The 26555-nt window shown below is 41.8% G+C and carries 26 protein-coding genes and 3 tRNA genes; 16 read left to right on the top strand and 13 right to left on the bottom strand.

All coding sequences use genetic code 11. The annotated features are described in order from the left end of the window. The first annotated feature begins 1 nt into the window (after position 1). Both K217_RS0105715 and K217_RS0105710 read left to right on the top strand, forming a co-directional pair. Complete coding sequence (locus K217_RS0105715; RefSeq protein WP_029552166.1) at positions 2-1123, top strand: HlyD family efflux transporter periplasmic adaptor subunit; 1122 nt, start codon at positions 2-4, stop codon at positions 1121-1123. Further along, the gene (locus K217_RS0105710) at positions 1123-2670 is read left to right on the top strand and encodes a DHA2 family efflux MFS transporter permease subunit (RefSeq protein WP_038028129.1); all 1548 of its coding nucleotides are present in this window, start codon (positions 1123-1125) and stop codon (positions 2668-2670) included. Before K217_RS0105715 ends, K217_RS0105710 begins: the two co-directional genes overlap by 1 nt. Here the strand turns inward: K217_RS0105710 and K217_RS0105705 are convergent. The 3 genes from K217_RS0105705 to K217_RS0105695 form a co-directional block, all read right to left on the bottom strand. Continuing rightward, positions 2625-3518 (bottom strand): radical SAM protein, encoded by an 894-nt coding sequence (locus K217_RS0105705; RefSeq protein WP_029552164.1) that lies wholly within the window; start codon positions 3516-3518, stop codon positions 2625-2627. The genes K217_RS0105710 and K217_RS0105705 overlap by 46 nt on opposite strands. A 10-nt stretch (positions 3519-3528) precedes the next feature. Further along, positions 3529-5514, bottom strand: a complete 1986-nt coding sequence (locus K217_RS07650) for an EAL domain-containing protein (RefSeq protein ID WP_029552163.1) — start codon at positions 5512-5514, stop codon at positions 3529-3531. A 12-nt stretch (positions 5515-5526) separates the two neighbouring features. Further along, positions 5527-5598, bottom strand: a tRNA-Gly gene (locus K217_RS0105695). Between the two features lie 71 nt (positions 5599-5669). Between K217_RS0105695 and K217_RS0105690 the strand changes: the two genes are divergently transcribed. Both K217_RS0105690 and K217_RS0105685 read left to right on the top strand, forming a co-directional pair. Beyond that, on the top strand, positions 5670-5942 hold the full coding sequence (locus K217_RS0105690) for an HU family DNA-binding protein (RefSeq protein WP_029552162.1): 273 nt from the start codon (positions 5670-5672) through the stop codon (positions 5940-5942). A 33-nt stretch (positions 5943-5975) separates the two neighbouring features. Continuing rightward, positions 5976-6698, top strand: a complete 723-nt coding sequence (locus K217_RS0105685) for an RsmE family RNA methyltransferase (protein ID WP_038028135.1) — start codon at positions 5976-5978, stop codon at positions 6696-6698. On the opposite strand, the gene K217_RS0105680 is transcribed toward K217_RS0105685, so the two are convergent. The 9 genes from K217_RS0105680 to K217_RS0105640 are packed head-to-tail and all read right to left on the bottom strand — an operon-like array spanning position 6664 to position 17074. Next, a complete protein-coding gene (locus tag K217_RS0105680; protein ID WP_029552160.1) occupies positions 6664-8511 on the bottom strand; it encodes a GGDEF domain-containing protein in 1848 nt (615 codons plus the stop codon). The genes K217_RS0105685 and K217_RS0105680 overlap by 35 nt on opposite strands. After that, on the bottom strand, positions 8511-9299 hold the full coding sequence (gene flgG / locus K217_RS0105675; protein WP_029552159.1) for a flagellar basal-body rod protein FlgG: 789 nt from the start codon (positions 9297-9299) through the stop codon (positions 8511-8513). Before flgG ends, K217_RS0105680 begins: the two co-directional genes overlap by 1 nt. A 2-nt stretch (positions 9300-9301) precedes the next feature. After that, positions 9302-10408, bottom strand: coding sequence for a LapA family protein (locus tag K217_RS0105670; RefSeq protein WP_029552158.1), 1107 nt, complete (start codon positions 10406-10408; stop codon positions 9302-9304). Continuing rightward, the gene (gene rsfS / locus K217_RS0105665; protein WP_029552157.1) at positions 10405-10734 is read right to left on the bottom strand and encodes a ribosome silencing factor; all 330 of its coding nucleotides are present in this window, start codon (positions 10732-10734) and stop codon (positions 10405-10407) included. The genes K217_RS0105670 and rsfS overlap by 4 nt, the downstream gene beginning before the upstream one ends. Then, positions 10734-11636, bottom strand: coding sequence for an outer membrane protein assembly factor BamD (locus tag K217_RS0105660; RefSeq protein WP_029552156.1), 903 nt, complete (start codon positions 11634-11636; stop codon positions 10734-10736). The genes rsfS and K217_RS0105660 overlap by 1 nt, the downstream gene beginning before the upstream one ends. Then, the gene (locus K217_RS0105655) at positions 11626-12978 is read right to left on the bottom strand and encodes a ribonuclease E/G (protein ID WP_029552155.1); all 1353 of its coding nucleotides are present in this window, start codon (positions 12976-12978) and stop codon (positions 11626-11628) included. Before K217_RS0105655 ends, K217_RS0105660 begins: the two co-directional genes overlap by 11 nt. After that, on the bottom strand, positions 12963-14972 hold the full coding sequence (locus tag K217_RS0105650; protein ID WP_029552154.1) for a carbon starvation CstA family protein: 2010 nt from the start codon (positions 14970-14972) through the stop codon (positions 12963-12965). The genes K217_RS0105655 and K217_RS0105650 overlap by 16 nt, the downstream gene beginning before the upstream one ends. Then, positions 14969-15676 (bottom strand): dienelactone hydrolase family protein, encoded by a 708-nt coding sequence (locus tag K217_RS0105645; RefSeq protein WP_029552153.1) that lies wholly within the window; start codon positions 15674-15676, stop codon positions 14969-14971. Before K217_RS0105645 ends, K217_RS0105650 begins: the two co-directional genes overlap by 4 nt. 24 nt (positions 15677-15700) lie before the next feature. Then, on the bottom strand, positions 15701-17074 hold the full coding sequence (locus K217_RS0105640) for a phosphoglucomutase/phosphomannomutase family protein (protein WP_029552152.1): 1374 nt from the start codon (positions 17072-17074) through the stop codon (positions 15701-15703). A gap of 19 nt (positions 17075-17093) precedes the next feature. Between K217_RS0105640 and K217_RS0105635 the strand changes: the two genes are divergently transcribed. From K217_RS0105635 to K217_RS0105600, 8 genes are all read left to right on the top strand, one after another. Then, positions 17094-17167, top strand: a tRNA-Arg gene (locus tag K217_RS0105635). A 17-nt stretch (positions 17168-17184) separates the two neighbouring features. After that, a tRNA-Arg gene (locus K217_RS0105630) sits at positions 17185-17258 on the top strand. A gap of 8 nt (positions 17259-17266) precedes the next feature. After that, the gene (gene mnmE, locus K217_RS0105625; RefSeq protein WP_029552151.1) at positions 17267-18610 is read left to right on the top strand and encodes a tRNA uridine-5-carboxymethylaminomethyl(34) synthesis GTPase MnmE; all 1344 of its coding nucleotides are present in this window, start codon (positions 17267-17269) and stop codon (positions 18608-18610) included. A gap of 11 nt (positions 18611-18621) precedes the next feature. Beyond that, the gene (gene rho / locus K217_RS0105620; protein WP_052178107.1) at positions 18622-19914 is read left to right on the top strand and encodes a transcription termination factor Rho; all 1293 of its coding nucleotides are present in this window, start codon (positions 18622-18624) and stop codon (positions 19912-19914) included. 32 nt (positions 19915-19946) lie between these two features. Beyond that, positions 19947-21077, top strand: a complete 1131-nt coding sequence (dnaJ, locus tag K217_RS0105615; protein ID WP_029552149.1) for a molecular chaperone DnaJ — start codon at positions 19947-19949, stop codon at positions 21075-21077. Continuing rightward, positions 21074-21475, top strand: coding sequence for a heat shock protein transcriptional repressor HspR (locus tag K217_RS0105610; protein ID WP_029552148.1), 402 nt, complete (start codon positions 21074-21076; stop codon positions 21473-21475). The genes dnaJ and K217_RS0105610 overlap by 4 nt, the downstream gene beginning before the upstream one ends. Further along, entirely contained in the window at positions 21456-21941 is a 486-nt protein-coding gene (locus tag K217_RS0105605; protein WP_029552147.1) for a cation:proton antiporter regulatory subunit, read from the top strand. The genes K217_RS0105610 and K217_RS0105605 overlap by 20 nt, the downstream gene beginning before the upstream one ends. Next, positions 21942-23084 (top strand): cation:proton antiporter, encoded by a 1143-nt coding sequence (locus K217_RS0105600; protein ID WP_029552146.1) that lies wholly within the window; start codon positions 21942-21944, stop codon positions 23082-23084. Here K217_RS0105600 and K217_RS0105595 read toward each other — a convergent pair. After that, positions 23081-23992, bottom strand: coding sequence for a Ppx/GppA phosphatase family protein (locus K217_RS0105595; protein WP_029552145.1), 912 nt, complete (start codon positions 23990-23992; stop codon positions 23081-23083). The genes K217_RS0105600 and K217_RS0105595 overlap by 4 nt on opposite strands. Before the next feature lie 66 nt (positions 23993-24058). On the opposite strand from K217_RS0105595, the gene K217_RS0105590 reads away from it, so the two are divergent. The 4 genes from K217_RS0105590 to K217_RS0105575 are packed head-to-tail and all read left to right on the top strand — an operon-like array spanning position 24059 to position 26502. Further along, positions 24059-24361: an ArsR/SmtB family transcription factor gene (locus tag K217_RS0105590; RefSeq protein ID WP_029552144.1), complete on the top strand. Its 303-nt coding sequence runs from the start codon at positions 24059-24061 to the stop codon at positions 24359-24361. Further along, positions 24346-24672 (top strand): thioredoxin, encoded by a 327-nt coding sequence (gene trxA / locus K217_RS0105585; RefSeq protein ID WP_029552143.1) that lies wholly within the window; start codon positions 24346-24348, stop codon positions 24670-24672. Before K217_RS0105590 ends, trxA begins: the two co-directional genes overlap by 16 nt. After that, on the top strand, positions 24669-25604 hold the full coding sequence (gene trxB, locus K217_RS0105580) for a thioredoxin-disulfide reductase (protein WP_029552142.1): 936 nt from the start codon (positions 24669-24671) through the stop codon (positions 25602-25604). Before trxA ends, trxB begins: the two co-directional genes overlap by 4 nt. Before the next feature lie 4 nt (positions 25605-25608). Further along, a complete protein-coding gene (locus K217_RS0105575) occupies positions 25609-26502 on the top strand; it encodes a PilZ domain-containing protein (protein WP_029552141.1) in 894 nt (297 codons plus the stop codon). Positions 26503-26555: the final 53 nt, after the last annotated feature.

The following is a 26555-nucleotide window of genomic DNA, read 5'->3' as shown; positions in this document are numbered from 1 at the left end:
GATGAAAAAGTATGCGGGTTTAATTCTGATTGGTTTAATAAGCTTTGTCTTTTTGGTGTATGCGGTAAAGTGGATAAAACATCGGATGGACTATGCGGTTAGCGATGCGGTTTTTGTAAAAGCGGAGCAGATGGCAACCCTTTCCTTTCAGGTTAGTGGCAAGGTGGTAGAAATCAACAAAGACTTGGGGGATTGGGTAGAAAAAGGGGAGGTTTTGGCAAAGATAGAACCGGAAGACTATAGGCTTCAGGTGGATGCCTTAGAAAGTAAGATAAATTCCTTAAGAGCTCAAAAAGAGGCTCTGCAGGCCCAGATAAACAGAATGTCAAAGGAACTTAGGCTAAATTTGGAAAATTCCGTTTTGGCATCCCAAGAGCTCCTTAAGAAAGAAGAAGCCCTTTTAGCTCAGATGGGCGACTTGGAAGCGCAGATTGAACTCCTCAGAAAAGACAGAGAAAGGCTAAAGGATCTGTTGGACAAAGGTCTTATATCCAAAAGAAGGTATGAGGAAGTGGATACTAACTACTTGGCTATGTTGGAAAGGAAAAAAGCTCTTCAAAAGAGCATAGAAGAGCTTAGGTTGGCTTATAAAAGGTCCTTAGTTGGGGTTGATATGGCAAAGGTGTCCCTTTCAAGGATAGCGGAGTTGGAAAAGCAGGTTGAAGCCTTAAAACATGAAATAATGGCTTTGGAAAAACAAAAAGAAAATGCTCTGCGAAACTTGGAATATACACACCTTGAAGCACCATTCAGTGGATACATAGCCAAGAGATTTATAAACGTGGGGGACGTGGTAAGGGCTGGTCAGCCTGCCTTTAGTCTGATAAATCCAGAAACTCTTTATGTGGAGGTTCTATTGGAGGAAACAAAACTAAAAGGGATTAAAAAGGGCAACAAAGCTTACGTGAGATTGGATGCCTACCCTGACATAGTCTTTGAGGGTGAGGTCCAGGAAATAAGTCCCGCATCTGCCGCCACCTTTGCCTTGGCTCCAAGGGACGTATCCGCAGGGGAATTTACCAAAGTGGTGCAAAGAATTCCAGTAAAGATAAAGCTCAAGGACAAAGATAAAGACATGCTGAGGGTAGGTATGGGTGGCAGGGTGGAGATCAAGAGAGAGTGATGGAAAAGGAGGCTTTTTACCAAACGCTTAGCACAAGCCAAAGGGTTTTTCTGACGATCTCGTTGATGGTTGGAGTTTTTATGGCTATCTTAGACACGACCATCGTGGATATAGTAGTTCCCAAAATGATAGCGCCTCTTTCTACAGATCTATACGGTGTGCAGTGGGTTATAACCGCCTACATGACATCTGCAGCTACTGCCATAATGCTGGTGGAGTGGTTGGAAACAAAAATAGGATTAAAGAGGGTGTTTATAGCGGGCATTTTTCTATTTACTGTCTCTTCTCTCTTTGCGGGCAACGCACAAAACTTAGAGTGGATGATAACTGCAAGAGTCTTTCAGGGCTTTGGAGAATCTTTGATAGTGGTAAGTGCGGAAGCTATGCTATTCTCTGCCTATGCGCCGGAAAAGAGGGGTTTGGCTATGGGCATATACGGGCTTGGTGTGAGCTTTGCACCTGCCCTTGGTCCTACCTTAGGCGGTTGGATTGCGGAGCACATAGACTGGCGGTGGATCTTTTACATAAACATTCCCATAGGAATTCTGAACTTTTTAGGAGCTCTCTTTTTCTTGCCAGAGTATAAACCTTCTCATACATTCCGCCTGAACTTTCTGTCTTTCTTTTTCTTATCTGTAGGCACGGTGTCTTTGCTCATCGTTCTTTCTAAGGGCCAACAGATGGGATGGTTTGCCTCTGAAATGATAGGATACCTAACATTTCTGTCTATAGCAAGCTTTTTGCTCTTTGCCTACTCTGAGATCTTTTCAAAGCAAAAACTGTTGGATTACTCTATCTTTAGGATTAAGGAGTTTGTTATAGCTCTGTGGGTATATTGCTTTGTGCTTGGCTTTTCTATGTATCAGGTTTTTTATCTTCTTCCCCTTTACTTTGAAAAGCTCAAGGGTCTTACTACTTTTCAGGCAGGACTTCATATACTTCCGTTAGCTTTGGCTGTGGGCTTTTTCTCCCCTATAGCAGGGTTTATAAGCGACAAAAAGTCAAGCACTGCCCCTTTGCTCATAGCAAGCGTAATTTATATATCTTTTATCTTCCTCATCCTTAAGGACTTTAATTACTACACTCCCTCTTGGACCGCAGCATGGCTTTTGACAATACTTGGACTTGGCATGGGTTTTTTCTTTGCCCCCATCACCAACTTGGCACTGAAGAACTTGGGAGAAAAGACTACCCTTGGGGTTAGCCTTATGCACTACATCAGGTTTGTGGGTGGCTCCTTTGGAACTGCGCTGGCCACCAACGATTTGCAAAGATCTACAGCAGAGAGTTATGAAAGAATGGTGGAACTCCAAAACATCAGCACCGCTGAAAGCCTTCTTTGGCTCATGCAAGAGTGGGGGAACATGCCTCCTGAGAAAGCCCTTTACACCCTTCAGTCTATCCAAGCTCTTTATGCCCTTTCCGATGGCTTTGAGAAAACATTTTTCAGCTCTGGTTTTTGGGCTCTTGTTGGAAGCATTCCCATACTTTACCTTGTCCTTCACTCAACAAAGAGCCGAAAGCTTTCCATAAAAGAAAGAGCCTGAAGGTATTCTTTGTATGTTATCCTTCTACTAAGTTCTGGATAGTCCCACGCTTTGTAGGAAGGATAATACTGGTCCATCACATTTACAGCCATTCTTGGGGATATAGAGCTTAAAAACTCTGCTATCTTTTCTGTACCAGCAAGTCTGTTGGGAAGGACCAAATGCCTGATGAGAACTCCTCTGATCGCTATACCACTGCTATCCAAAACCAAATCTCCCACCTGCCTGTGCATTTCTTTTATAGCTTCCTTAGCTACATCCCAATAGTTCTTTACCTTTGAATACTTTCTACCAACCTGATTGTCCCCATACTTTAAGTCCGCAAGATATATATCCACTATACCGTCCATAAGTTTTAGTGATTCTAAGCTATCGAAAGAAGAAGTATTGTAAACTATAGGCAGTCTGAAACCTTTTTTAACGGCGATATAAAGAGCTTCAATTATCTGGGGCACCACGTGGGAAGGGCTAACCAAGTTCAAGTTGTGGCATCCCATTCTCTGAAGGTCCAAAAACATCTGGGCAAGCTCCTCAGGTTTTACCTCTTTGCCTTCTCCCAACTGGCTTATTTGGTAGTTCTGACAATACACACATTTCATATTGCAGTAAGAAAAGAAAACAGTACCCGAACCTTTGTAGCCCCTAATGGGCTTTTCCTCTCCTCTGTGGGGAAAGTAGGAATCAACCACCGCATATCTTCCAGTATTACAAATGCCTCTTTCGTCCTTTAGCCTGTTTACTCCACACCTATGGGGACAGACTTCACACCTCTCAAGTAAGGTGAGGGCAGTTTCTACTCTTTCCTTCCATTCACCTTCAGTTAGGTTCAGATAAGAAGGGTAATGCATAAGATAAAATTTAAGCTAAGACTGCAACTAACCTTAGAAAGCTTTCCAACTCCATTGGTTTGCTAAAAAGGTGACCTTGGAAGAGAGTACAGCCTAATCTTTTCAAAATCTCTGCCTGCTCCTTTCTTTCCACAAACTCTGCTCCCACCTCAATACCCATCTTTCTTGATACAATACTCACTCCCGCTACCAGTGCTTGAGTTCTTGGGTTTTTATCCACATCCTTTGTAATACAACCATCTATCTTTAACTTGTCCGCATTTAAAAACCTAAGGTAGTTTAAAGATGCGGTGCCGGAACCAAAATCATCTATGGCTATTTGATAACCAGAACTCTTCAAAAGGTTTATACGATCAAGAACAACCTTGTCTTCAGCTAAGCTCTCTCTTTCGGTAATCTCTAAGCACAGCTTAGCCCTTCCTATGATGCGAGTATCTTCTAATAGAGTCTTTACAAACTCTTCTGAAAGAAGGCTAATGGGAGAAATATTAAAAGTGATAAACAAGTCTAAGTTTTTCAGATAAGCAGTATATAGTTTGGTTAATTTTTTCCAAAGCACACGATCTAATTCTACTATAAAGCTTTCGTCTTCTATAATTTCAAAGAGCGTGCCTACGGAAAGCAGCTTTCCGAAAGGGGTTTTTATTCTGGCCAATACTTCCGCTCCCGCTACGCTACCGTCCTTTGCTCTGTGTATTGGATGAAACACAGGTTCTATTATCTCCCAAAAGTCCGACACTTTATAAAAGTGTTCTGCCACTTCCTTCAAGTTTTCCAGTTTAGACATAAAGTGCAAGCCGGTCAGCTTTTTTTTCTTGAGATAGTGAAGTCCAACAAAGCCAAAGTATGCCAGCTCTTCAATGTTTCTTACTTCTTTTGGATACTCCATTACCAAACCACCAAGTAAGAGTTTTACGGTAAGCTTATCGTCTTTAATCTCTATTATGCTGTGTCTTTTTAACATATCAAAAAGGCCATCCAAGCCTTTTTGATCATTTACAGATACGACCAAGACCCTATCAGAAAACCTAAAAACCATACCATACTTTGAAAGGCTCGCCGAATAGTTATAAAACAGCTCAGATGCGATTTTATTTAACCTTAAATAGCCATAAAGGTTGTTAAGCTCATCCCAGTTTAGAATTCCAACAAACACAAGAAAGTTATTGCGATTTATACTATTGAGAAAGTTTTTGAGATAGTTCCTGTTGGGTATTTTGGAGTCTTGGTCAAAGAAGGCAAGTCTTCTTATGTTTTCCTCCAACTTTTTCTTGTAGGATACGTCGTGGATTACGAGTATGATATTGTTCTCTGTTTTCCTCGCCCTTAATTCAACCCATACAGTTCCCCGTTTAAGCTCAAGCTTAGCCTCCAAATATATTTGCTCTTTGGACTTGAGTTCAGAAGAGACTTTATTTAAAAGGGAAAGAATAGATGGATTTTTGATGTCTCTTATTTTTTGGCTTCCCTCTCCAAGTTCAAGGATCTCCCCTGCCATTCTGTTTATAGGTCTTAAAATGCCTTTCTCTTGGTCAAAAGTGAGGATACCTGCGGGAATAAGAGAAACGAGCCTTCTGTAGTTTTCCTCTAAGGCGCTTTTTTCTTCTTTAACCAAAACCTGTTCTAGTTTTGATATGAAATCTTCCAAGAGTTTTCTTAAAGACAAAAGATCCTTTGCTGTAAAAGGTTGATCTTTTCTGTAAAGAACAAGGAAACCCAAAGTGCCGAGCTTGTGTATGGCTATATAACCGCTGTCTATACCAAAGACCCTTTTTGTTTCCTCGTCGGCGGTTAAAAATACAAAATCTCCCCAAAAAAGAAACAACTTACTGGTTCCACTAATACTTTCTTTAGCAAAAAGTGGTTGTGGAAACTTGGCGGTAAGCTTTAGCCCGTAGCCCTCTTTAAATAAATAAATAAACGCTCCATGGCAGTCAATAACCCTTTTTATCTCTTCCCATATTGGCTCAAATAGCCTTTCTATATCGTTCTTCATCTTAAGTTTAAGAGCGGGCGACGGGAATCGAACCCGCGACCTTCTGCTTGGGAAGCAGACGCTCCACCACTGAGCTACGCCCGCTTAGTACTTGCAGTTTTCGACGCTATGTTGTATATTATAAGATAATTCAAAACTTTAAAGGAGGGAAAGCCATGACAAAGGCAGAACTTGTTTCTGCGATAGCCAAAGGTGCAGGCATTACCAAAAAGCAGGCAGATGCAGCCCTAAAAGCCGCAGTTGCTGCAATTTCTGACGCTCTCAAAAAGGGTGAAAGGGTAGCCATACCTGGCTTTGGTATTTTTAGTGTGCGTCAGAGAGCATCCAGAAAGGGCAGGAATCCCAGAACTGGTGCGGTAATTGAAATTCCTGCCAGGAAGGTAGTCGTCTTTAAACCTGCCAAGGACCTGAGGGAAGGGGTAAAGTAAAGCCTTTTGGGGAGGCTAAGCCTCCCCTCACCTTTGGACAGATTCCTCGGAAGTAAAAAACTTCACAACACCATAGTCATTGAAGGAGATGAATTAAATCATCTTTACGCAAAGAGGGTTAAGGTAGGACAAAAAATAGAAGTTTTCTTAGAGGGTAGATTATACCTTTGTATTCTTGAAAAGCTTGCCAAAAGCTATGCTTATTGCTTGATAGAAAAAGAGCTTGATGTTTATATCCCTTTACCAATAATAACTCTTTACCAGTGTGTGCCAATAGAGTTAAAAAACATGGACCTAATAGTGGAAAAGATTAGTGAGGTGGGAGCTTTCAAATTGGTGCCAGTCGTTTCAAGCAGAAGCTTTCAGAATATACAGGTGATAAAAAAGAGAATTGAGCGGTGGAAAAGGATAGCTCTGGCTTCTTTCAAACAATGCAAGAGACCTAAGCCGTTGGAAATTGGTGAGCCTGTGTATCTGAAGGACATAAATGCAGATGCAGAGCTTAACCTATTTTTGGACAGCTTTGAAAAAGGAATAGGAATAAAGGACCTAAAGCTGGATGGAGTAAAAACTATTAACTTAATTGTAGGTCCGGAAGGAGGGTTATCGGTAAAAGAATCAGAATTTCTAAAGGGCTTAGGCTTTTTTTCTGTCAGGCTCTATCCATACGTTCTTAGGTCCGAGACCGCTTCCATATTGGGGGTAGGATTGCTTATGAACTTCAGTATTCAGCACTCTTCCACATATCGGGACTAAACCTAACTACCCTGTTTCTGCCCTCTTCCTTTGCTCTGTATAAAGCGACATCCGCAAACTTTATGCATTGCCATAGTTTTTCTGAATCTAAAGGATACTCAGAGACACCGATGGAAACCGTTTTCTTCAAATTCACGACACCAACATTTATCACTTTATTCTCAATTGCCTTTCTTATCTTTTCCGCCACCTGAACGCTGTATCCAGGTTGAACATCTACCAAAAGAACCAAAAACTCCTCGCCTCCAAACCTAATAGGAATGTCCGACTCCCTTATTGATTCTTTTATAGCTTTTGCCACCTCTTTCAGCACCTCATCCCCCACATCATGTCCGTATGTGTCGTTCACCTGTTTAAAGAAATCTATATCTATGGCAAGTATGCCAAGGGCAGAGTTCCTTCTTTTTATCTGAGCGGTTAGGTTGTTTGCGATCTCTTCTAAGAACCTTCTGTTGTAAAAGCCGGTGAGCGGATCCACTATGGATTGCTCTCTCAACATTTCCATGTACATTCTGGCTTCTAAAACTGGAGCAGATTCGTTGAGATAACCTTTAAGGTAAGGTATCAGAAGCTGTATAAACTCTTCCATTTCTTGTTCATAAACCACCTGAAACACATTTCTCACCTGACCACCAACATACACGGGTATGCAGTAGTATCTGAGCTTTCCTGTATAACATGTCTCGTTGTCTATAAAGTTTGGACAAATGCAAGGGAAATCCCTTGAATCTACATCTGAACCTGTTCTCTTTGCTCTGCATTCGTTTGCATTTTCGTATATGACCTCTTTACACCAACCCTCTGAGCCCTCCGTCCAAACTACCTTTATCTTACCCTTTTGATTATCCACCTCGTAGAATGAAAACTTATCTAAACTCATATATTCACTAAACACGTCTATCAAACGTTTATACACATCTTGCTTACTTTTATCCTTTTCAATAATCCTTTTGAACTTGTATATCCTCAGAAGCTCATCCACGATTTTTGATGTGTCGCTAATAGTGTCTCCAGTCTTTAAAACCCCGTATCCTATCATAGCTGTAACCCTTTCTTCAATCTTTTGCAGGCTTAGGTTTAAGTAATTAAAAGTTTTGTTTAATTTTTCTGCAAGTATCTTGCCCTCGTCTTGTAAATTTGTTTCCACTTTGCAGTTAAAATCACCCTTTAGAGCTTTTTCCATGCAATCTGAAGTTTCTTGTATAAGCTCTACGTAGGGTTTTAGAAATTTCTTTATTATGTACAATGAGAGTATTGAGACCAGTCCGGCAATTAAAAAAACGGTTAGAATAATATTCATAACGCTGTTTCTTACGTGCGTTAAGTCCATAGTCAAGCTTATGGCTCCCAAAACCTCGCCCTGTTTTGCACTATGACAACTTAAACAATCAATACCCTTTGTAGGTATAGCTTTGTATGGTATAACCACCTTGTATTCTACTTTTTGAATACCTTCCTTTAACCGATCCAAAATTATTCCTTTTTCCAAAACTTCTCTTTCCATATAGTCCTCTGCCCTTTCCTCAAGCCTGCCTGGACCAAACTGCTTAATCACAGACTCACCTCTTATTACCTTCACACTTTCCACACCGGGTAATTCCCTTATCCTGCTTAAAAATTCATCCCTTCTGTCTATAACGCCCATCACCATGTAAGAGGTGAGGGTATCTCTTACAAGCTCGGATATATCTAAGGCTTTCTTCTTTGATTCACTTATTGCCAGCTCTCTGAAGGTAAGGGACATTACAATGGTAAAAAAGAGAAAAAGAAAGGTAAATAGAGCAAAGAATCTAAGCCTTAGCCTTTTTTCCATTATCTTCTTAGGTTTGCAGCCTGTCCAAGCATTTCGTCAGCTGCGGTTACTCCCTTTGTGTTGAACTCAAAAGCCCTTTGGGCGATAATAAGGTTTATCATCTCTTCCACTATGTTCACGTTTGAAGATTCAAGGTAGCCCTGAAGTAAGGTTCCTAAGCCTTGGTTTCCCGGATTGTCTATGATTGGCTCTCCGGACGCATCCGTTTGTATAAAGAGATTGTTTCCTAACCTTCTTAGTCCTGCGGGATTGACAAATTTTGCCAACTCTATCCTTCCAATTTCCTCCACCGCAGTGGCACCTTGTCTTAGCACGGAGACCGTCCCATCGGGACCTATGCCCACGCTTATGGCGTCTGCAGGAATGGCTATTTCTGGGTCTAAGGGGTAGCCGTCGGGATTCACGATCCTTCCTTCCGCATCAAGTCTAAACTGTCCGTTGCGTGTATAGGCTATGGTGCCATCTGGAAGAACCACTTTAAAAAATCCATCCCCCTGAATGGCAATGTCCAGCTGATTTCCAGTTTGGACTATGTTTCCCTGGGTGAATATACCGTAGGTGTCCGATACATAGGTTCCTAAGCCTATCTGAAAGCCAGAGGGGTTTCTTGTAGTAGGAGATGTGGGTGCGCCAGGTTCTCTGACTGTTTGATATATAAGATCCTGAAAAGTAGCTCTCATCTTCTTAAAGCCAACAGTATTGACGTTAGCCATGTTGTTTGACACCACATCAAGGTTTGTTTGTTGGGCATTCATCCCGGATGCGGAAGTCCAAAGTGCTCTAAACATAGCTATCCCTCCTTTATTTTTAACTCTAATTTATTCCACTTTAAACAATTTGGACACAAAGGTGTGTATTCTTTATACCTTACACCGCACGCGCACTCCCACAAATATAGCACGTCCTCCAAAGCTTTAGCACACATCCTTTCCTCTTCTCTGTGGGACATAAATAGCATAGCCAAACATCTGTAGTAATCTGACACCTCGTCAATCAAGGACTTAACCTTAGAAAAGAGGCCCAGGCGAAGGTAGATAATCAAAAGAACATTTTTGCTTATCTGCTGTTCCCTTTTTTGTATAACATCCATAAGCTTTGTTAGTGTAGGTTCTTCTGCTAAAAGCAAAGTTAAAACTTCGTTTTGTAGGTTGTCTTCAAAGCTTTTTTCAAACAGCTTTATGGCATCCTTCTCTTTCTCCTGATCAAAAAGAGACCTTATGCGAACTGAATAAGTAAGTGGTGTCCTGTAAAGGTCAAAAGCTCTTTCTGCAGTTTCTACTTCTTTATTCGTTTTCCAAAGGACTGCCAAAAGTTCTGCCAAGACCCTTTTTTGGTTTTCCTTGTCCCACTTTTCACACAGCTTTAGCACCCTCTCCTGATACTCTACCGATTTGGCTGTTTCTCTCTTCAGAAAGCTTATATCTCTTAAGCCCTTTAGAGCCAAAAGGTTTTCTTGATCCATCTCCAAAATCTTTTTAAACCTTTCCTCCGCCTGTTCCAAAAGACCAAGCTTTAAAAGCGCATAAGCAGAAAGGGGGCTTTTTAGACTTAGCATTTTGCTCGTTTCTTCCCTTTCATAAAGGCTTAAGCACAGCAGTGGTTCCAATAGGCTGTCCTTTTGAAAATGGTGTTCTGCTTTTAGTAAAAAGCCACGGTTTAAGCTTTTTACTCCTTCCCTAAGGTTATCTACCGCGCTTTTTAGCTTTATTTCCCTTGGTAAGAAATAAAGAAAAGCTATCAGAAAGCCTACAAAAGCACTGATGAGCATAAGGACAAAAACTGGGGTGTATCCTCTGTAATTAAAAAAAGAAACCTCTACCAGGATGGAGTTTTGGGCAACAAAAACCAGAAAAAAGCCGATCAACAGTAAAGCGAAGAACAGCTTAACGACCTTCACACCTCCACCCTCCTTGCAGTAGAATAAAGCCATTCAAGGTCATAATACTCTCTCCACTCCTTTTGGAAAATATGCACTATTATATCCACAAAATCCAAAAGGATCCAGTTAGCATTTTCCAAACCCTCCACATGAAGTGGAGCTATCCCTTCCTTTTCTAAGGTTTCTGTGATGTATTCCGCAAGGGCTCTTGCATGAACCGCAGAGTTAGCGGTTGCTATTATAAAGTAATCTGCAATGTTGGTAAGCTCAGAAACATCCAAAATAACTATATCCTCTGCCTTTTTTTCTTCAAGTAAATTTACGATTTTGCTCAAAAGCTCCATCACTTTTCTGCAAGCCTTTCCAATTCTCTATAGTAAGTATTCTCTCCGTAAAGTTCTTTATATCTTTGCATTAACCTTATGCCCTCTTCCTTACTGCTTTTTGCCAGACTATCCCATCTGCTTATCTGCTCTTCAAGAAAGGCTATTCTCTTTTCTACAGCCCTTCTGTCTTCCTCCGTTTTTGCCTCTTTCAGACTCTTTTTTGCCTCCTCTATCCAGCTTTTGTAAGCTTTCTTCCTTTTTTCAGCTTGTTTTTCCACCAAAAGCAAGGATCTTATATACCTGTAGAACACTTCTGCCTGAGAAACTTGTTCAGGATAGTTTATGAGTAGGTCCCTATACCGTAGGGAAGCGGAGTAGTAAAAACCGTAGTCTTCGTAAAACTTACCGATCAGGTATTCGTGATCTGCCAGCTTTTTCTCAGCCTTTTCTATAATTTCTAAGACCTTATCCTTATAAGGGCTTTCTGGATACTTGTTTAAAAAGTCCTTTGCCTTTTCTATGGCTACGTAGGTGTAGCTTTGGTCTCTGTAAGCATCCGGTGCCACCTTCATGTAGCTGTCTATAAGCAGATAGTAGATTTTTTCTGATTCTCTCGCCTCCGGATAGTTAAAGAGAAAGTCTTCCATATACACGATGGCATTTATGTAATCTTTATCCAGATAGTAGCTTTCACTTAGGGTCATCTTAATCTCCTTTATCTGTGACGGTGTGAAGTTTTCAAGATACTTGAGTGATTCTTTTAACTTCTCTATGGCTTTTTTGTAATCCCTATTGGCAAAGGCGCGCATACCTTCTGTGTAATACTCTATTGCCAATTGGGCCCTCTTTTCCTCCGTCACTTTTGCGCAAGAGAAAACCAAAAGGAAAGCAAGAAAAAAACTCAGCCATTTATCTTTCATACCTTACCTCATAGTTATTGTAATCTAAATCTTCCTTCTCAACTACTTTTACATTATCCAAACCCTTTGCTCCAATGAATTCTTCTACTGCCCTTTTCCTACCTTTTGGCACGAAGATCTCTAAGAATCCAGCGGGATAGTTTTGTATTTCCAAACTAAGCTCAAAGAAATAAAGGGCATTGCCTTTAACTTTACCCAATCCGCCACATAGGGGACACTCTTCAAAGAGAAGGTCTGGCACACTTTTCCCAGCCTTTTTTCTTACCATCTCCAGAACGCCCAATTTAGTAAATCCGTAGATCTGCACATTGCAAAGATCATCTCCAAGAGCTTCCTTTAGAGCTTTTATAACTTTATCTTTATTTTCTTGACTTTTCATGTCTATAAAATCTATCATTATTATTCCGCCAAGGTCTCTTAACACGATCTGTCTTGCTATCTCTTCAGCAGCTTCTAAGTTTGTTTTTAAAGCATTTTCTTCTTGGGTGTCTCCGCATGGGTCCCCACTGTTTACGTCTATAACAGTCATAGCTTCAGTCTCATCTATGACAATATACCCTCCTCCCCTAAGCCAAACACACCTCTGAGAAATTTTCCTAAGCGCGTTTTTGAGCAGGAAAGCATCGTGCGTTTGCTTAATGTAAAATACCCTTTTCATAAGACTTCTCTCAAATTCTTCCAAAAAGCCCATTATCTTGTGCCATATTTCAATGTCGTTGCAAAATATTGCTTCCATATCATACCAATAGGACCTTATTAAAGATAGATATTCAGGCTGTTCTTCCAATAGGACCTGTGGTTTTTTTAAACTATCCAACTTACTCTTTAGCTGTCTATATATACTTCTTAACCTTTCAAGCTCTTCTAAGATCTCTTCCTTTTTTGCCCTTGCGGAGGATGTTCTTAGGATCACTCCTTCATTGTTTAAATGCTCGGCTATAAAATTTAGCATATCGCATTTTTCTTCTTTTGACAGCTTGGAAGAGCACTTTACTTCTTGATTTTCCGGCATATAAACTATATACTTTCCCGGTATTTTTATTTTGTTCGTTAGCTTTGCTCCCTTTTCCCCTATGCCTTCCCTTACTACCTGAACTAAAAGGCTTTGCCCTACTTTAACCTCTTCTCCTTTTAAAGGTAGGTAAGCTTCCTTTTCCAAACCGATGTCCACGAACGCCCCACCCATCCCCTTTGCTAACCTCTTTACCTTCCCTTTGAATATGCTTCCCACTATTTTTTGGCTATTTTTCTTTTCAACCCTAATCTTTACTACTCTTTCCCCTTCAAAAAGAAAAGAAAAGACGTCATCTCTGTTGGTTAGAACTACTAACCTTTTTGCCATGAGACAAAAATTTCCTTAAGCACGAGGACTATCACCAAAAACACCAAGGAGACGTAAAGGATGCCTAAGAAGGCGTTGGTGTAGTCGTTGATTATTACCCTTTGGGCTATTTCTACGGACTTTATGGCAGGCGGAAGCTCTCCCACAGAAACCTTTTCTGAAAGCCACTTAGCATGGGCTAAAAAGCCTATCCTGTGGTCCGGATGGAAAACTTTTAAAATCCCAGCGGTTATGGTATTTATAGCCATCAAAAGGGCTGGAATGCCTGCCACCCAAAGGTATTTAAACCTTCCTGTCTTTGCAAGGTAAAGGGTGGCAATGGTCAAAGCTGTGGTAGCCAAAAGTTGGTTTGATATGCCAAAAAGGGGCCAAAGGCTTCTTATACCTCCGTAAGGATCCACCACTCCCCCGTATAGGAAGTATCCCCACAGAGCAACAGTTATAAAGCTTGCGGTGATGTTTGCGGTCTTGTTTGAATAATCCTTAAAGCTTTTTATAAAGCTACCCAGTAGGTCTTGGAGAATATACCTTCCTACCCTTGTGCCCGAGTCTATGGTGGTTAGGATAAACACTACCTCAAAGAGGATGGCAAAGTGATACCAAAAGGCAAGGAGGGTTTCCCCTGTGAGTTTGGCAAAGATTAGGGCTATGCCAAGGGCAAAGGCAGGTGCCCCTCCAACCTTAGAAAGCACGCTCTCTTCTCCAATAAGGCTTGCAAGTTTTTTTAGCTCCTCCGCTGTAATAGGAAAGCCCCAGGATGTTATTATCTGCGCTGCAGATTCTTCTGTCTTTCCTATAAGACTTGCAGGACTGTTTATGGCAAAGTATATACCAGGTTCCATAGAAACTGCCGCAATCAGAGCCATTATGGCAACAAAGGACTCTCCAAGCATACTGCCATAACCTACCAATCTTACGTGGCTTTCTTTGTCCAAAAGCTTTGGAGAGGTGCCGGAGGAAATAAGGGCATGAAAGCCAGAGACCGCACCACATGCTATGGTTATCATCAAAAAGGGAAACAGAGAACCCTGCCATACCGGACCTATACCCGTTTGGGCATACTGAGTTAAGGCGGGCATTTTGACCTCAGGATTGGCTATAAAAACACCTACCGCAAGGATAGCAAGGGTTCCAAGCTTCATAAAGGTACTAAGGTAGTCCCTTGGAGCCAAAAGAAGCCAAACCGGTAGTATGGACGCAAAAAAGCCATAGACCATAAGCCCAAAGGCTATTTGTACCTCCGAGTAGGTAAAGAATTTGCTAAGAGTTGGGTTGTCTGCTACAAACTTTCCTGCAACCAAAGAAAGCATCAAAAGGGTTATTCCCAAAAATGTAGCCTGTAAGACTGCGCCCGGCCTTATCTTCCACATATAAACACCCATCAGCATTGCTATGGGTACGGTTGCAAAGGACGTAAAAGCAGACCATGGGCTTTGGGCAGTTGCCTTTACTACCACTAAGGCAAGGACCGCCAAAAGGATGATAAGTATGGAGTAAATCACCAAAAGGACCACAGTCCCCCCAAACCTTCCAAGATAGTCTTTTGCTATTGCTCCCAAGCTCTTTCCGCCAGTGCGCATGGAAATTGTAAGAATTAGCATGTCTTGGACCGCACCCGCTATAACCGCTCCTATGGGGATCCAAAGCACTCCCGGAAGATATCCCATCTGCGCCGCAAGCACAGGACCTACCAAAGGACCTGCACCAGAAATGGATGCAAAGTGGTGTCCAAAAAGCACCCACTTGTTTGTAGGCACATAGTCTATGCCGTTGTAAAACCTGTGGGCTGGTGTGGGGTTTTCGTCAGAAACTCCAAAGACCTTATAAGCTATGTAATAGCTGTAATACCTGTAGCCTATGATGTAAAGGGAAAAGGCACATAGCAAAATCCAAAGGGCGCTTATAGGTTCTTTTCTGTAAAAGGCAACTACGGAAAAGGCTATGGCAAAAACTAAAGAAAGGAGGGCAAGGATAAGCTTGTCCCTTAAGTTCATGTAAGGTATGTTCTAAAGAACTCTATGGTCTTTTGCCACACGTCCCTTGCGTATTCTTCGTGATAGACCTCAGGTCTTGTGTCGTTGAAGAAGGCATGGTCTACGCCCGCATAGATCAAAAACTGGGCATTTAATTTATTTTCGTTACACTTTTGGATCGCTTCCATCACCTCGGACAAAGGAATGAAGGCGTCCATGCCCGCATGAACCGCAAGCACCGGCGCCTTGATCTTAGAAAAGTCTATGTTTGCTAACTTGTAAAGTCCATAGTAAGGAACCAAAGCTTTAAAGTCCTCAAACTTGGAACCAAAATACCAAGTGCATGTGCCACCACAACAGTAACCAGTAGCACCAAACATAAACTCCCCTACCCTTGGCACATAGCCTATGTTTTCTCTTTTAAAGTATTCAAGGGAAGCTTTCACCATTTTCTCTGCTTCATCCAACCTGTTCTGCATAAGGTCCATCATAAGCTTTCCCGCATCTTCTGGATTGTCCGCAGTTTTTCCTTTGTATAGGTCTATGGCAAAGGCGTAAAAGCCTTCCCTTGCAAACCTATCGCACACATCCTCTATGTGCTTAACAAGGCCCCACCACTCGTGAAAGACCATTATCAAAGGAGCCTGTTTTTGCATATTCTCAGGCTCTGCCAAATAGCCAGAAACTTCTATCCCGTTAATGCTAAAGCTTATTCTTTGACCCATAGCCTTTCACCTCCTGTTTCTGAATTATAACATCTCAAGCGCACTTTTTATCACTTCCTTTGTTTCTTCCTCCGTTGGCATTTCTGCATAAACTCTTATAAGTGGCTCTGTGCCAGAAGCTCTTAGAAGAAGCCATCCGTCGTTTTCAAAGATGAGCTTTAGTCCGTCCTTTGTGATAACTTCTTTTACCTTGAACCTTCCCAAAAGGGAAGGTGGGTTTTCTATAAAAGACCTTAGCTTTTTCTTTTTTTCCTCGTCTGCGTGAAGGTCTTTGCGCTCAAAGTAAGCACTTCCGTAAGTTTGGAACACCTCCTGCACGATCTTTGAAAGCTCCTTTCCTTTGGTGTGTATAAGCTCCAGTATGCTAAGGCCTGAGAACAGTCCATCCCTTTCTGGCAAAAAGTGAATGATTCCGTAACCTCCGCTTTCTTCCCCTCCAAAGATAACCTTTTCCTTTAAGATTAGCTCGTTTATGTGCTTAAAGCCCACAGGCACCTCCCTTAATTCTACTCCTTCAGATTTGCAGATTCTATCCACTAAATAGCTTGTGGATACTGTCTTTACCACCACACCCTCTTTTATCCCTTTGTTCTTCAGAAGGTGTAACAAAAGCAAAACGTATATGAGCTGAGTATTTATAAACCTTCCCCTTTCGTCGCAGAGGGCTATACGGTCTCCATCTCCATCGTTGGCTATTCCTATTTTTGCTCCCACCCCCCTGACCTTTTCAAACATCGGGACTAAGTGCTTTTCTATAGGTTCCGGCGGATGTCCTCCAAAGAGGGGGTCCCTCTGCGATCTTATGGAGATCACCTCCAAAGGGGTGTCAAGCAAAACCTCAGAAAAAAGCCCTGCGGAAGAGCCATACATAGCGTCGTGAATTACAATCCCACTTTCTTGGAAAAGCTCCAAGCTTATTAGCTCTTTTACCTTTTTAAGGTATGGACCTCTTAGGTCTATCAGCTGTGGTTTTTTGTCTTCTACCTTTACATTTTCCGTTGTGTTTGCCAATCTTTCTACCTTTTTTATAAACTCAGTAGTTGCGGAACCACCAAAGGACTCTTTTATCTTGTATCCATTGTATTTTGCAGGATTGTGGGATGCGGTGATCATCACACCTCCGTCAAAGCCCATGTATTTGACCGCAAAAGACACCATAGGCGTGGTGCATTCTCTGTCGGAAAGAAAGACTTCAAACCCTAAGCTACCAAAGACTTTGCAAACTTCCTCTGCAAACTCTCTGCTTAAAAACCTTCTGTCATAGCCCACCACAACCTTTCTTTTACCTTCTTCTTCCAACACCTTTGCGTGGGCATAGGCAACTTTTCTGACGTTTTCAAAGGTAAATTCGTCTCCTATTACTGCCCTCCACCCGTCCGTGCCGAACTTTATAACCATGCTAATATTTTATTAGATAGTGCCCGTAGCTCAGTTGGATAGAGCGTGGGTCTCCGGAACCCAAGGTCGGGGGTTCAAGTCCCCCCGGGCACGCTTATAATTAAAATAAACGGCCCGTAGCTCAACTGGATAGAGCGTGGGACTACGGATCCCAAGGTTGCGGGTTCGAATCCCGCCGGGCTGGCATGAAACATGAAACAAAGGGAACCCATAGTAGCCATAGCTACACCTTATGGAGAAAGTGCTATAGGTGTTGTAAGGCTCAGTGGTCTTGGTGTGCTTGAAAAGGTTTTGCCTTTTGTAAAGATAAAGGGAAAAATAAAAGAGAGGTATGCCCATTTTGTTAAGCTTTTTGACGAAAAGGGAGAGCAGATAGACGAGGGAATAATGATTTACTACAAAGCTCCCAAAAGTTATACGGGAGAGGATATGGTGGAGTTATTTTTGCACGGAAATCCATTAATTCTCAAGAGGGTTGTTGAGCTGTTCTTGAACAACGGAGTTAGAATGGCTCAGAGGGGGGAATTCACCAAGAGGGCTTTTTTGAATGGAAAGATAGACCTGCTTCAGGCTGAGGCAGTTGGAGACTTAATAGGAGCAAAATCTGAGCTTGCACTGAAAAGTGCCATAAGACAGCTAAGGGGAGATCTATCGGAGTTTATAAAACCGCTTAGGGAAAAACTTATAAACCTCTGTGCCTTTGTGGAAGCAAGCATAGAGTTTGAGGAGCAGGACATTCCTACCCTCAGCAAAGAAGAAATACTTCAATCTATTGAAGACATTCTGACAAAGATAGAGAACTTGCTATCTACGGTAAAGACGGGAGAGTTTTTGAGAAAGGGCTTAAACTTGGCTATTGTGGGAAAGCCAAACGTAGGTAAGTCTTCGCTTTTTAACAAATTGCTTGGAACCCAAAGGGCTATAGTAACGGACATACCCGGCACCACAAGGGACTTTTTGCAAGAACCTTTGAACTTAGAAGGTATTCCCATAAACCTCATAGACACCGCAGGGATAAGGCGTTCTTCGGATCCTGTTGAGATTATAGGCATTCAAAGGAGCATAGAGAAATTAAATAGCGCGCACTTAATACTTTTCGTAGCCCAAGCCCACGAACCACTTCAAGAAGAAGACCTATACATATACTCCCTCGTCAGGGACAAAAACCACCTGGTGGTGTTAAATAAAGTAGATTTAGGATTGTGGGAAGGACACAAAGACGTGTTTAAAGACTTTGTTTTGGTTAGTGCTAAAACTGGCGATGGTTTGCAAGAATTAAAGGACCGAGTGCTTGAAGCGGTGGGAAGGAATGTGGGTGAAGGTCTTTATATCTCTATAAGGCATGCAAACCTCTTGCAAAAATCCTTGGAGGTATTAAAATTAGTAAAAGATAAAATAAGCGTAGAAGAAGTATCTCCGGAAATTCTCATGCTTTATCTGAGAGAAGCTCAAAGTTATTTGGACGAATTAATAGGTGAAGTAACCACTGAAGAACTTTTAGGGGAAATATTTTCTAATTTTTGCATAGGCAAGTAAGGAGGTAACAGATGGACGAAACCCAAATTCAGGAGAGAAAACTTTACTCATACGAAGAGTTAAAAAAGCTCTCCTTTTCCGAACTGCAAAAGATAGGTAGGGAGTTAGAGCTAAAGCGGGTTACTGGGCTCAGAAAAGAAGAACTTGTAGAAAGCATCCTACAGGCGCAAGCCCAATTAGAAGGTCTAAATTTCGTAAAAGGTGTGTTGGAAATATTGCCCGAGGGTTATGGCTTTATAAGAAGGCAGGAGAATAATTACATGCCGAGTTACAACGATGTTTATGTTGCACCGTCTCAGATAAAAAAGTTTGGCCTAAGGACAGGAGATGTAATAATAGGCTTTGCAAGACCACCCCAAGAGAGGGAAAAATATCAGGCTCTTATAAGGATAGAGTCGGTTTCTGGTTTGAGCCCAAATCCAGAAATTTTAAAAGCAAGACCACAGTTTGAAAAGCTTACCCCTTTTCATCCCACAGAGAGGTTTAACTTGGAAACTACACCGGAGGAGCTATCCACAAGGGTGGTAAGCTTGATAGCTCCCATAGGCAAAGGGCAAAGAGGACTTATCGTAGCACCACCAAAAGCTGGTAAAACTGTGCTTTTGCAAAAGATAGCGAAGGCAATCATACAAAACCATCCGGAGGTTTATCTGATCATACTTTTGATAGATGAAAGGCCAGAGGAAGTGACGGAAATGAGAAGGATCGTGGGCGAAGGGGCCGAAGTTGTTGCTTCTACCTTTGACGAACCACCAGAAAGGCACATGCAGGTAGCAGAGCTGGTAATAGAAAAGGCAAAGAGGATGGTAGAGCTTGGGAAAGATGTCGCCATACTTTTGGACTCTATGACACGCTTTGGTAGAGCTTCCAACGCAGTAACTCCATCAACGGGAAGGGTGCTATCTGGCGGTATAGAGGCAACCGCCCTTCAAAGACCCAAAAAGTTCTTCGGTGCTGCAAGGAACATAGAAGAGGGTGGATCTTTGACTATAATAGCTACCGCTCTTATAGAAACTGGTTCAAGAATGGACGATGTGATTTACGAGGAATTCAAAGGCACAGGAAACATGGAAATACACTTAGATAGAAAACTTATGGAAAGAAGAATATTCCCAGCCATAAACATTGAAAAGTCTGGAACAAGAAAAGAAGAACTATTGCTTGAAGATTGGGAACTGCAAAGAATATGGGTTTTAAGAAAGTTTTTGGCGACGATGGACTCCATTGAAGCTATGGAGTTTCTATTAGACAAGCTCAAAAAGTTCAAGACAAACAAAGATTTTCTCAAGGCTATGCACTCTTGACAGTGATATGCTAAGGTTTATTATAAATACTTATGCAATCTTTCAAAAAGGACTACTACGAAGTGCTTGGGGTTTCAAGGAATGCGACCCAGGAGGAAATAAAGAAAGCTTATAGAAGGCTTGCAAGAAAATACCATCCAGATTTTAACAAAGATCCCGAAGCTCAAGAAAAGTTCAAAGAGATAAACGAGGCCTATCAGGTCCTTTCGGATCCAGAAAAGAGAAAACTGTATGACCAATATGGACACGCTGCCTTTCAGGGAGCTGGTGCAGGAGGATACACGCAGGAAACTTGGGGAGACCTGTTTGAAACCATAGAAGACATATTCAAGGGCTTTGGCTTTGAAGATATCTTTGAAAGGAGAGGAAGAAGGCGCACCCAAAGAAAGCCCGTCAAAGGAGAGGATATCTACCACACCGTAGAGCTGACCCTTGAAGAGGCTTATTCAGGAAAGGTGGTAAGCGTACCTGTGCTTAGAGAAGTCCCTTGTCCGGTTTGCGAAGGATACGGTTATGACAAAACCAAAGGAGAAAGGGCGTGTCCCACGTGCGGTGGAAGGGGCGTTATCTATCAAAGACAGTTTTTCATAAGCATATCCCAAACCTGTCCAACTTGCAATGGAGAGGGTGTGATAAGGGAGCCGTGCGGAAGGTGTGCCGGAAAAGGAACCATTCCACAGAAAGAAGAGATAAAGGTGCGTATTCCACCCGGTGTGGATAACGGAAGCAGGGTTTTTGTGGAAGGCAAAGGTCACGCTGGACTATATGGAGGACCGGCGGGAGACCTTTACCTTCTAATTAAGGTAAGACCTCATCACCTGTTTGAAAGGAGAGGAGACAATCTGTACTTAGACATCAATATTAAGCTCACAGAAGCTGTGTTAGGTGCGGAGGTTGAAGTGCCCACTCTAACAGGTGAAAGGATCAAGGTAAGAATCCCACCTGGCACAAAGGAAGGAGACACCGTTAGGGTGGAAGGTAAAGGTATGCCAAGGTTAAGGGGTAGCGGTTTCGGAGACTTAATACTCAGGATCCACATAGATGTGCCCAAACTCGGTTTGATGGACAAGTTCTTTGGCGACGGAAGAAGACTAAAACAACTCTTGGAGGAGTTAGATAAACTACTGCCTGAACCTCAAAGGATCAGAACAAGACAGCCATGAAGAGGGAAGCAAAGAAAAGATATACCATAAGCGTGGTAGCAGAGATGTATAACATACACCCTCAAACCCTCAGACTCTACGAAAAAGAGGGTTTGATAAAACCATATAGAAGCAAGGGAAGAACAAGGTATTACACAGAGGAAGACCTAAAAAGGCTTGAGCTTGTGCTTACTCTTTCCAGAGAATTGGGAGTGAACTTGGCTGGCATTGAGATAATAATCAGGATGAAGGAACAGATGGAGGAGATGGAAAGGCAAATACAAAAGCTTTTGGAGATCATACAAAGCAGTCTGATCGCAGAGGAAAGGGAAGACGTAAAGGCAATAGTGCTGGCAAGCAAGAACGTAATAGCAAAGGTTAGGGATATAATCTATAGCGATGAAGATAAAAGAGACTGATCTGCCGGGCATAGGGAAAAAGTATGGAGTTTTGCTAAAGAGCGGTAAGGAGCTTGTGATAATTATCCACAATACTGGAAGGAGGGAGATATACCTTATGAAAGATGAAGAACCAAGCTGTTTCATAGAGCTCACCGATGAAGAGGCAAGGGACCTTGGTTTTCTTCTGGCGGGTGCTACCTATCAACCTGTTTCTTCGGAGAAGATGGAGATGATCCTTCAGCAGGTGGTTATGGAATGGGTGAAGGTTGAGGAGGGGTCAAATTTTGCAGGAAAAACCATTGCCCAACTTGAAATCAGAAGAAAGACAGGTGTATCAATAATAGCCATAGAAAGGGGAGGGAAGGTCATACCAAGCCCGGACCCTTACACAGAAAAAATAGAAGTTGGAGATACTTTAATTTCGGTTGGCACAAGACAGCAAATAAAATCCTTTTTAGAACTCTGTGGAAGGTGTAGCACTTAAATGCATTCATACGAGATCTTAGTTTGGGTTGGCAGCCTACTCAGTTTGCTCTTTTTTTCTGCCTTTTTTCTTAGATTTTTGCGTATTCCATACATCATCTCCTTTATGTTGGCTGGTTTTTTAGGAAAAGCAATTTTTCCAGAAAAGGTCATTGAGTGGGTAGCCCTTTTGGAGCATTCTGCAGTTGTATTTTTGTTTTTCTTCATAGGGCTTGAATACTCCTTTGAACGTCTGTGGAATATGAAGAACATTGTAGGACCTGGTATGGTAGATTTTATTCTTAATTTTCTTCCTATTTTTGCGGTTTTGTATTTGATAACCAAAGACCTAATCTTTTCTTCTGTAATTGCGGCAGCTCTTTATCCTTCCAGTACGTCCATAGTAGCCAAGCTTTTGTCCGATTACAAGAGACTGGTATTTCCAGAAGCGGACCTACTCATAGGCATACTAATATTTGAAGACTTAGTATCGGTAATCCTTCTGTCTTTGATGTCTGGCGGTATAAAGAATGGCGGTGAGGATCAAACCTTTCTAATGCTTAGAAGCGTTATCTTTCTTGTGTTTGTTTTCTTTGCCTTTTACTTGCTTAAAGATCTGGTGTATAAAGGGGTTAATCGTGCAGATAAGATTGCCACTGAACCAATCTTTCCCTTCATGGTGGTGGGCTTTTTATTGCTGCTGTGCGGTATGGGAGAGTGGTTAGGTGTATCCTCTGCCCTGATAGCCTTTTTGCTTGGAGTGATAGTCCCAGAACAAAGTCTTACTTACAAGGCTATAGAAGAAAAACTTTCGGACTTGAAAGAGCTTGCCTTAGGCGTATTCTTCTTCAGCTTTACCTATACTTCTGATATAGCCCTTGAGCAAGATCTACTGATTTTGTCCGCAGTTCTTATTCTATCCCTGATAACAAAGGCGATCTCTACGTATATAGGAGCAAAACTTTATGGACTTGGCAAAAAGGCATCTATTAGAGCAAGCTTTTCCTTTTTGCCAAGAGGAGAGTTCTCTCTTATATTTGCCAGCTTACTTCCTACAACTCAGCCCTTTGTTTTCCTTGTGGTGCTTTTAAGCTCAATCGTTGGAAGCATAAGCTTTGTATATGCTCCAAAGATAGCTTCTCTTTTTGGGAAGAAATCCTCTTAAAAACCTTCCTTACGCATATATTCCCTTATTAAAACACCCTCCTTAATACCCCAATCGCTCACCACTATTTCTCTTTTACCAAACAGCATCATAGCCCTGTAGAATATCATAAGCCCCGGAATGATCACTTTGGCACGCTTTGGTTCTATGTGAGGGAAGTGCCTTACTCTGTCCTCTGCCTTCATACCACTTAAGGTATCAAGCCAAAACATTATATCGTCTAAGCTAAGCTTAGTTCCATGCACCTTCTCTCCTTCGTATGGAAATACTCCATGCTTTATGGCACTTATGGTGGTTATTGTTCCACCCAAGCCAACCAAAGTATCGCAAGGTTTTACTACCTTACTTAGTGCCTCGTCCAAAAAGTTTTTTAAAGACTCAAGCTCATAGTTGGTAGGTGGATCGCTCTTTATAAACTCTTCGGTTAAATTAACTATTCCTATGGGCAAAGATTGTATATATTCAACCTCAAACCCTTTTCCACACACAAATTCCGTAGAACCGCCCCCTTGGTCTATGATGCAGAAATTACCCTCGGGTTTTAAAGAAAAGGCAACAGCCAAAAAAGCCAGGCTTCCCTCTTCCTCCGGTGTGATGACCTTTAAGTCATAACCAGTTTCTTCCTTTACCCTTCTTAAAAAATCGTCGGCGTTTTTTGCTCTTCTGAGAGCTTCGGTGCCCACCAAGATTATCCTGTTTGCTTTCAGCTCTTTTGCCTTTGCAATATATTCCTTTATTACCTTTAAAGTCTCATTTACTCTATCTTCCAAAAGGTAATTTCCATTCTTCAATCCAGTTGCCAAAGCTGTAACTTTGCCCTCTTCGTAAATTAGACTGAAGGAGTTGGAAAGATCCGCCACACTTAGTCTGCAAGAGTAGGAGCCTACGTCAATGGAAGCTACTCTCACTTTTTCTCTCCACTTGCTAAAATTATATACTAATGTTATTATAGTTGTATATTTGGAGACTGAAGGATGGAGTATTACAGCGAAGAAGTGCTTGAGGAATGGGTTGAGCTTTTGAGGGCTTTGGCCCATCCTGTGAGGTTGAGGATTTTATCAGCCTTGATAGAAGGTAGGCAATGCGTTAAAAATTTAAGTGAGCTGCTTAAGATCTCCCAACCAAATGTTTCTCAACACTTAGGAATATTGAGGAGTAAAGGTATAGTTGGTTGTAAGAGGGAGGGTTCCTTAGTTTGCTATTACATCAAGGACGAAAGGGCGCTTAAAATTTATGAAATCTTGAGCAAGGAGGTAGTCAGATGGCAGGAAACGTAATAGTTTTGACCGAAAGCAATTGGCACGCAGAGGTCCTAAACTCGGACAGGCCAGTTTTGGTAGATTTTTGGGCACCGTGGTGCGGACCTTGCAGGATTATTGCACCCATAATAGAAGAACTCGCAATGGAGTTTGGAGATAGAGTAAAGTTTGGCAAGCTAAACACCGATGAAAACCCCAACATAGCCATGCAATATGGAATAAGGGCCATACCTACATTGATGCTTTTTAAAAACGGTGAAGTGGTAGATACGAGGATAGGAGTCCAACCAAAAGAAGCTCTCAGACAGATGATACTAAGCCATACATGATATCAGAAGACATCCTCTATGACTGCGTGATAGTTGGGGGAGGTCCTGCTGGTTTAACTGCGGGTTTATACTGCGCAAGGGCTAAACTTCGCACTATACTCTTAGAGAAAGGCACCCTTGGAGGACAAATAGCTATAACGGACCTTGTGGAAAACTATCCAGGGTTTCCAGAGGGAATTAGCGGTAAAGAACTTACTCAGAGGTTCAAACAGCAAGCGGAAAAGTTTGGTTTGGAAATTCACAGAAAAGAAGTGATAAAGATAGAAAAGGTGGGAAAGGAGATACTTATTCATCTAAGAACGGGGGAATTGTTGAGGTCTAAGACGGTTATACTGGCGGTGGGTGCCAACCCAAGAAGACTGGGTGTAAAGGGCGAGGAGGAATTTTTAAACAGAGGAGTTTCTTATTGTGCTACCTGCGATGGAGCACTCTTTGATGGTGTGCCCATAGCAGTGATAGGAGGTGGTGATTCGGCCTGTCAGGAGAGTTTATTCTTAACTCATTTTGGGAGCGTGGTTTATCTGATCCACAGGAGGGATCAGCTTAGAGCTCAAAAACATCTTCAGGAAAGGGTCTTATCCCATCCAAAGATAAAGTTTATACCCAACAAGGTGGTGGAAGAAATAAGGGGAAGGGAAGCGGTGGAGAGCCTTCTACTAAGAGATACACAAACGGGAGAACTTACTACCTTGGAGGTAGAAGGGGTTTTCATATTTATAGGTTTGGAGCCCTCTACTGGTTTCCTTAAAGGAACGGTAGAAATGGACGATAAAGGATATATAATCACCGACCATAGGATGAGAACTAGTTTGGAGGGTGTGTTTGCATGCGGAGACTGTAGGAGTGGAGCTACTGGCCAGGTGGCAGTGGCAGTAGGAGAAGGGTGTATAGCTGCTATAGAGGCAGAAAGATACATAGAGGAGTATTTTTAAGTTTATGAACTATCAACAAAGTTTTGAGATTTTTAAAGAAGCGACAAGATACATGTTTCAACCCAGTCTGCAAGATGCTTTAATCGTCTTTTTTGGTCTTTTAGTCTCCGTATTAGTTTTATTAGTCCTTCCTTATTTCGTTTCTAAACAAATTAAAAGCAAAACAGTCAAAAGAGAATTTGAAACTGTTGGCAAGTCCCTCGGTCTTGACGAAGAAGAAATTAAGGTGCTATACGAGTGCGCTCATAACTTAAGTGAGCCTACTAAGCTGTTTTACAGCAAGTATGCATTTGAAAAATGTGCTGGGAAATTGGTTAAAAAGAACTCAGAGAATATTCCGATCATTGTAAGTGTTAGGAAAAAACTTAAATTTGAACATCTACCCTGGTTTTTGCCTCTGTCTACCACAAGGGATATAGAACTTTATCAAACCGGTTTTATTTCTTATAAAGGAAAATCATACAGTGCCGCTGTTTGGGAAAAAACAGAAAAGGAACTGCACATAGCTATACTGGACAGATTGGAAGAGGTTCCTGGGGTAGGAGAGGAAGTCAAATTTTCTTTTCTTAGAGAAGACGATGGTAGATACTATTTTCAGGAGGAAATTTTAAGTAGTTACCTTGATGGCAATAAAGTAGTTCTTGTTCTACCGCATACCGAAAAGCTTGGTAAAATCCAGCTAAGGGAATCCGTAAGATGGAAGGTGTCCATACCTGCCCGCGTTTTTTTCTTTGGAAGGGCTGTAACTCCAGAAGAAGTATCCTTTATGGAAGAAATACCAAAGGAGGCTTTCCTAGAAGGAACCATAGAGGATATAAGTACTGGAGGTTTGAGGGTATGCCTAAAAAACCTTGTAGAACCTAAGGAAGGCGAAAGCTTGTTGATAGAGTTTGAGTGAAAGAACCATTATTTTGGTCCCATACTTTCGGAGATAAGAAACATAAGAATTAC

The sequence above is a fragment of the Thermocrinis jamiesonii genome (genome assembly GCF_000702425.1).
GTDB lineage: Bacteria > Aquificota > Aquificia > Aquificales > Aquificaceae > Thermocrinis > Thermocrinis jamiesonii.
This window is presented reverse-complemented; position numbering and strand designations above follow the sequence as displayed.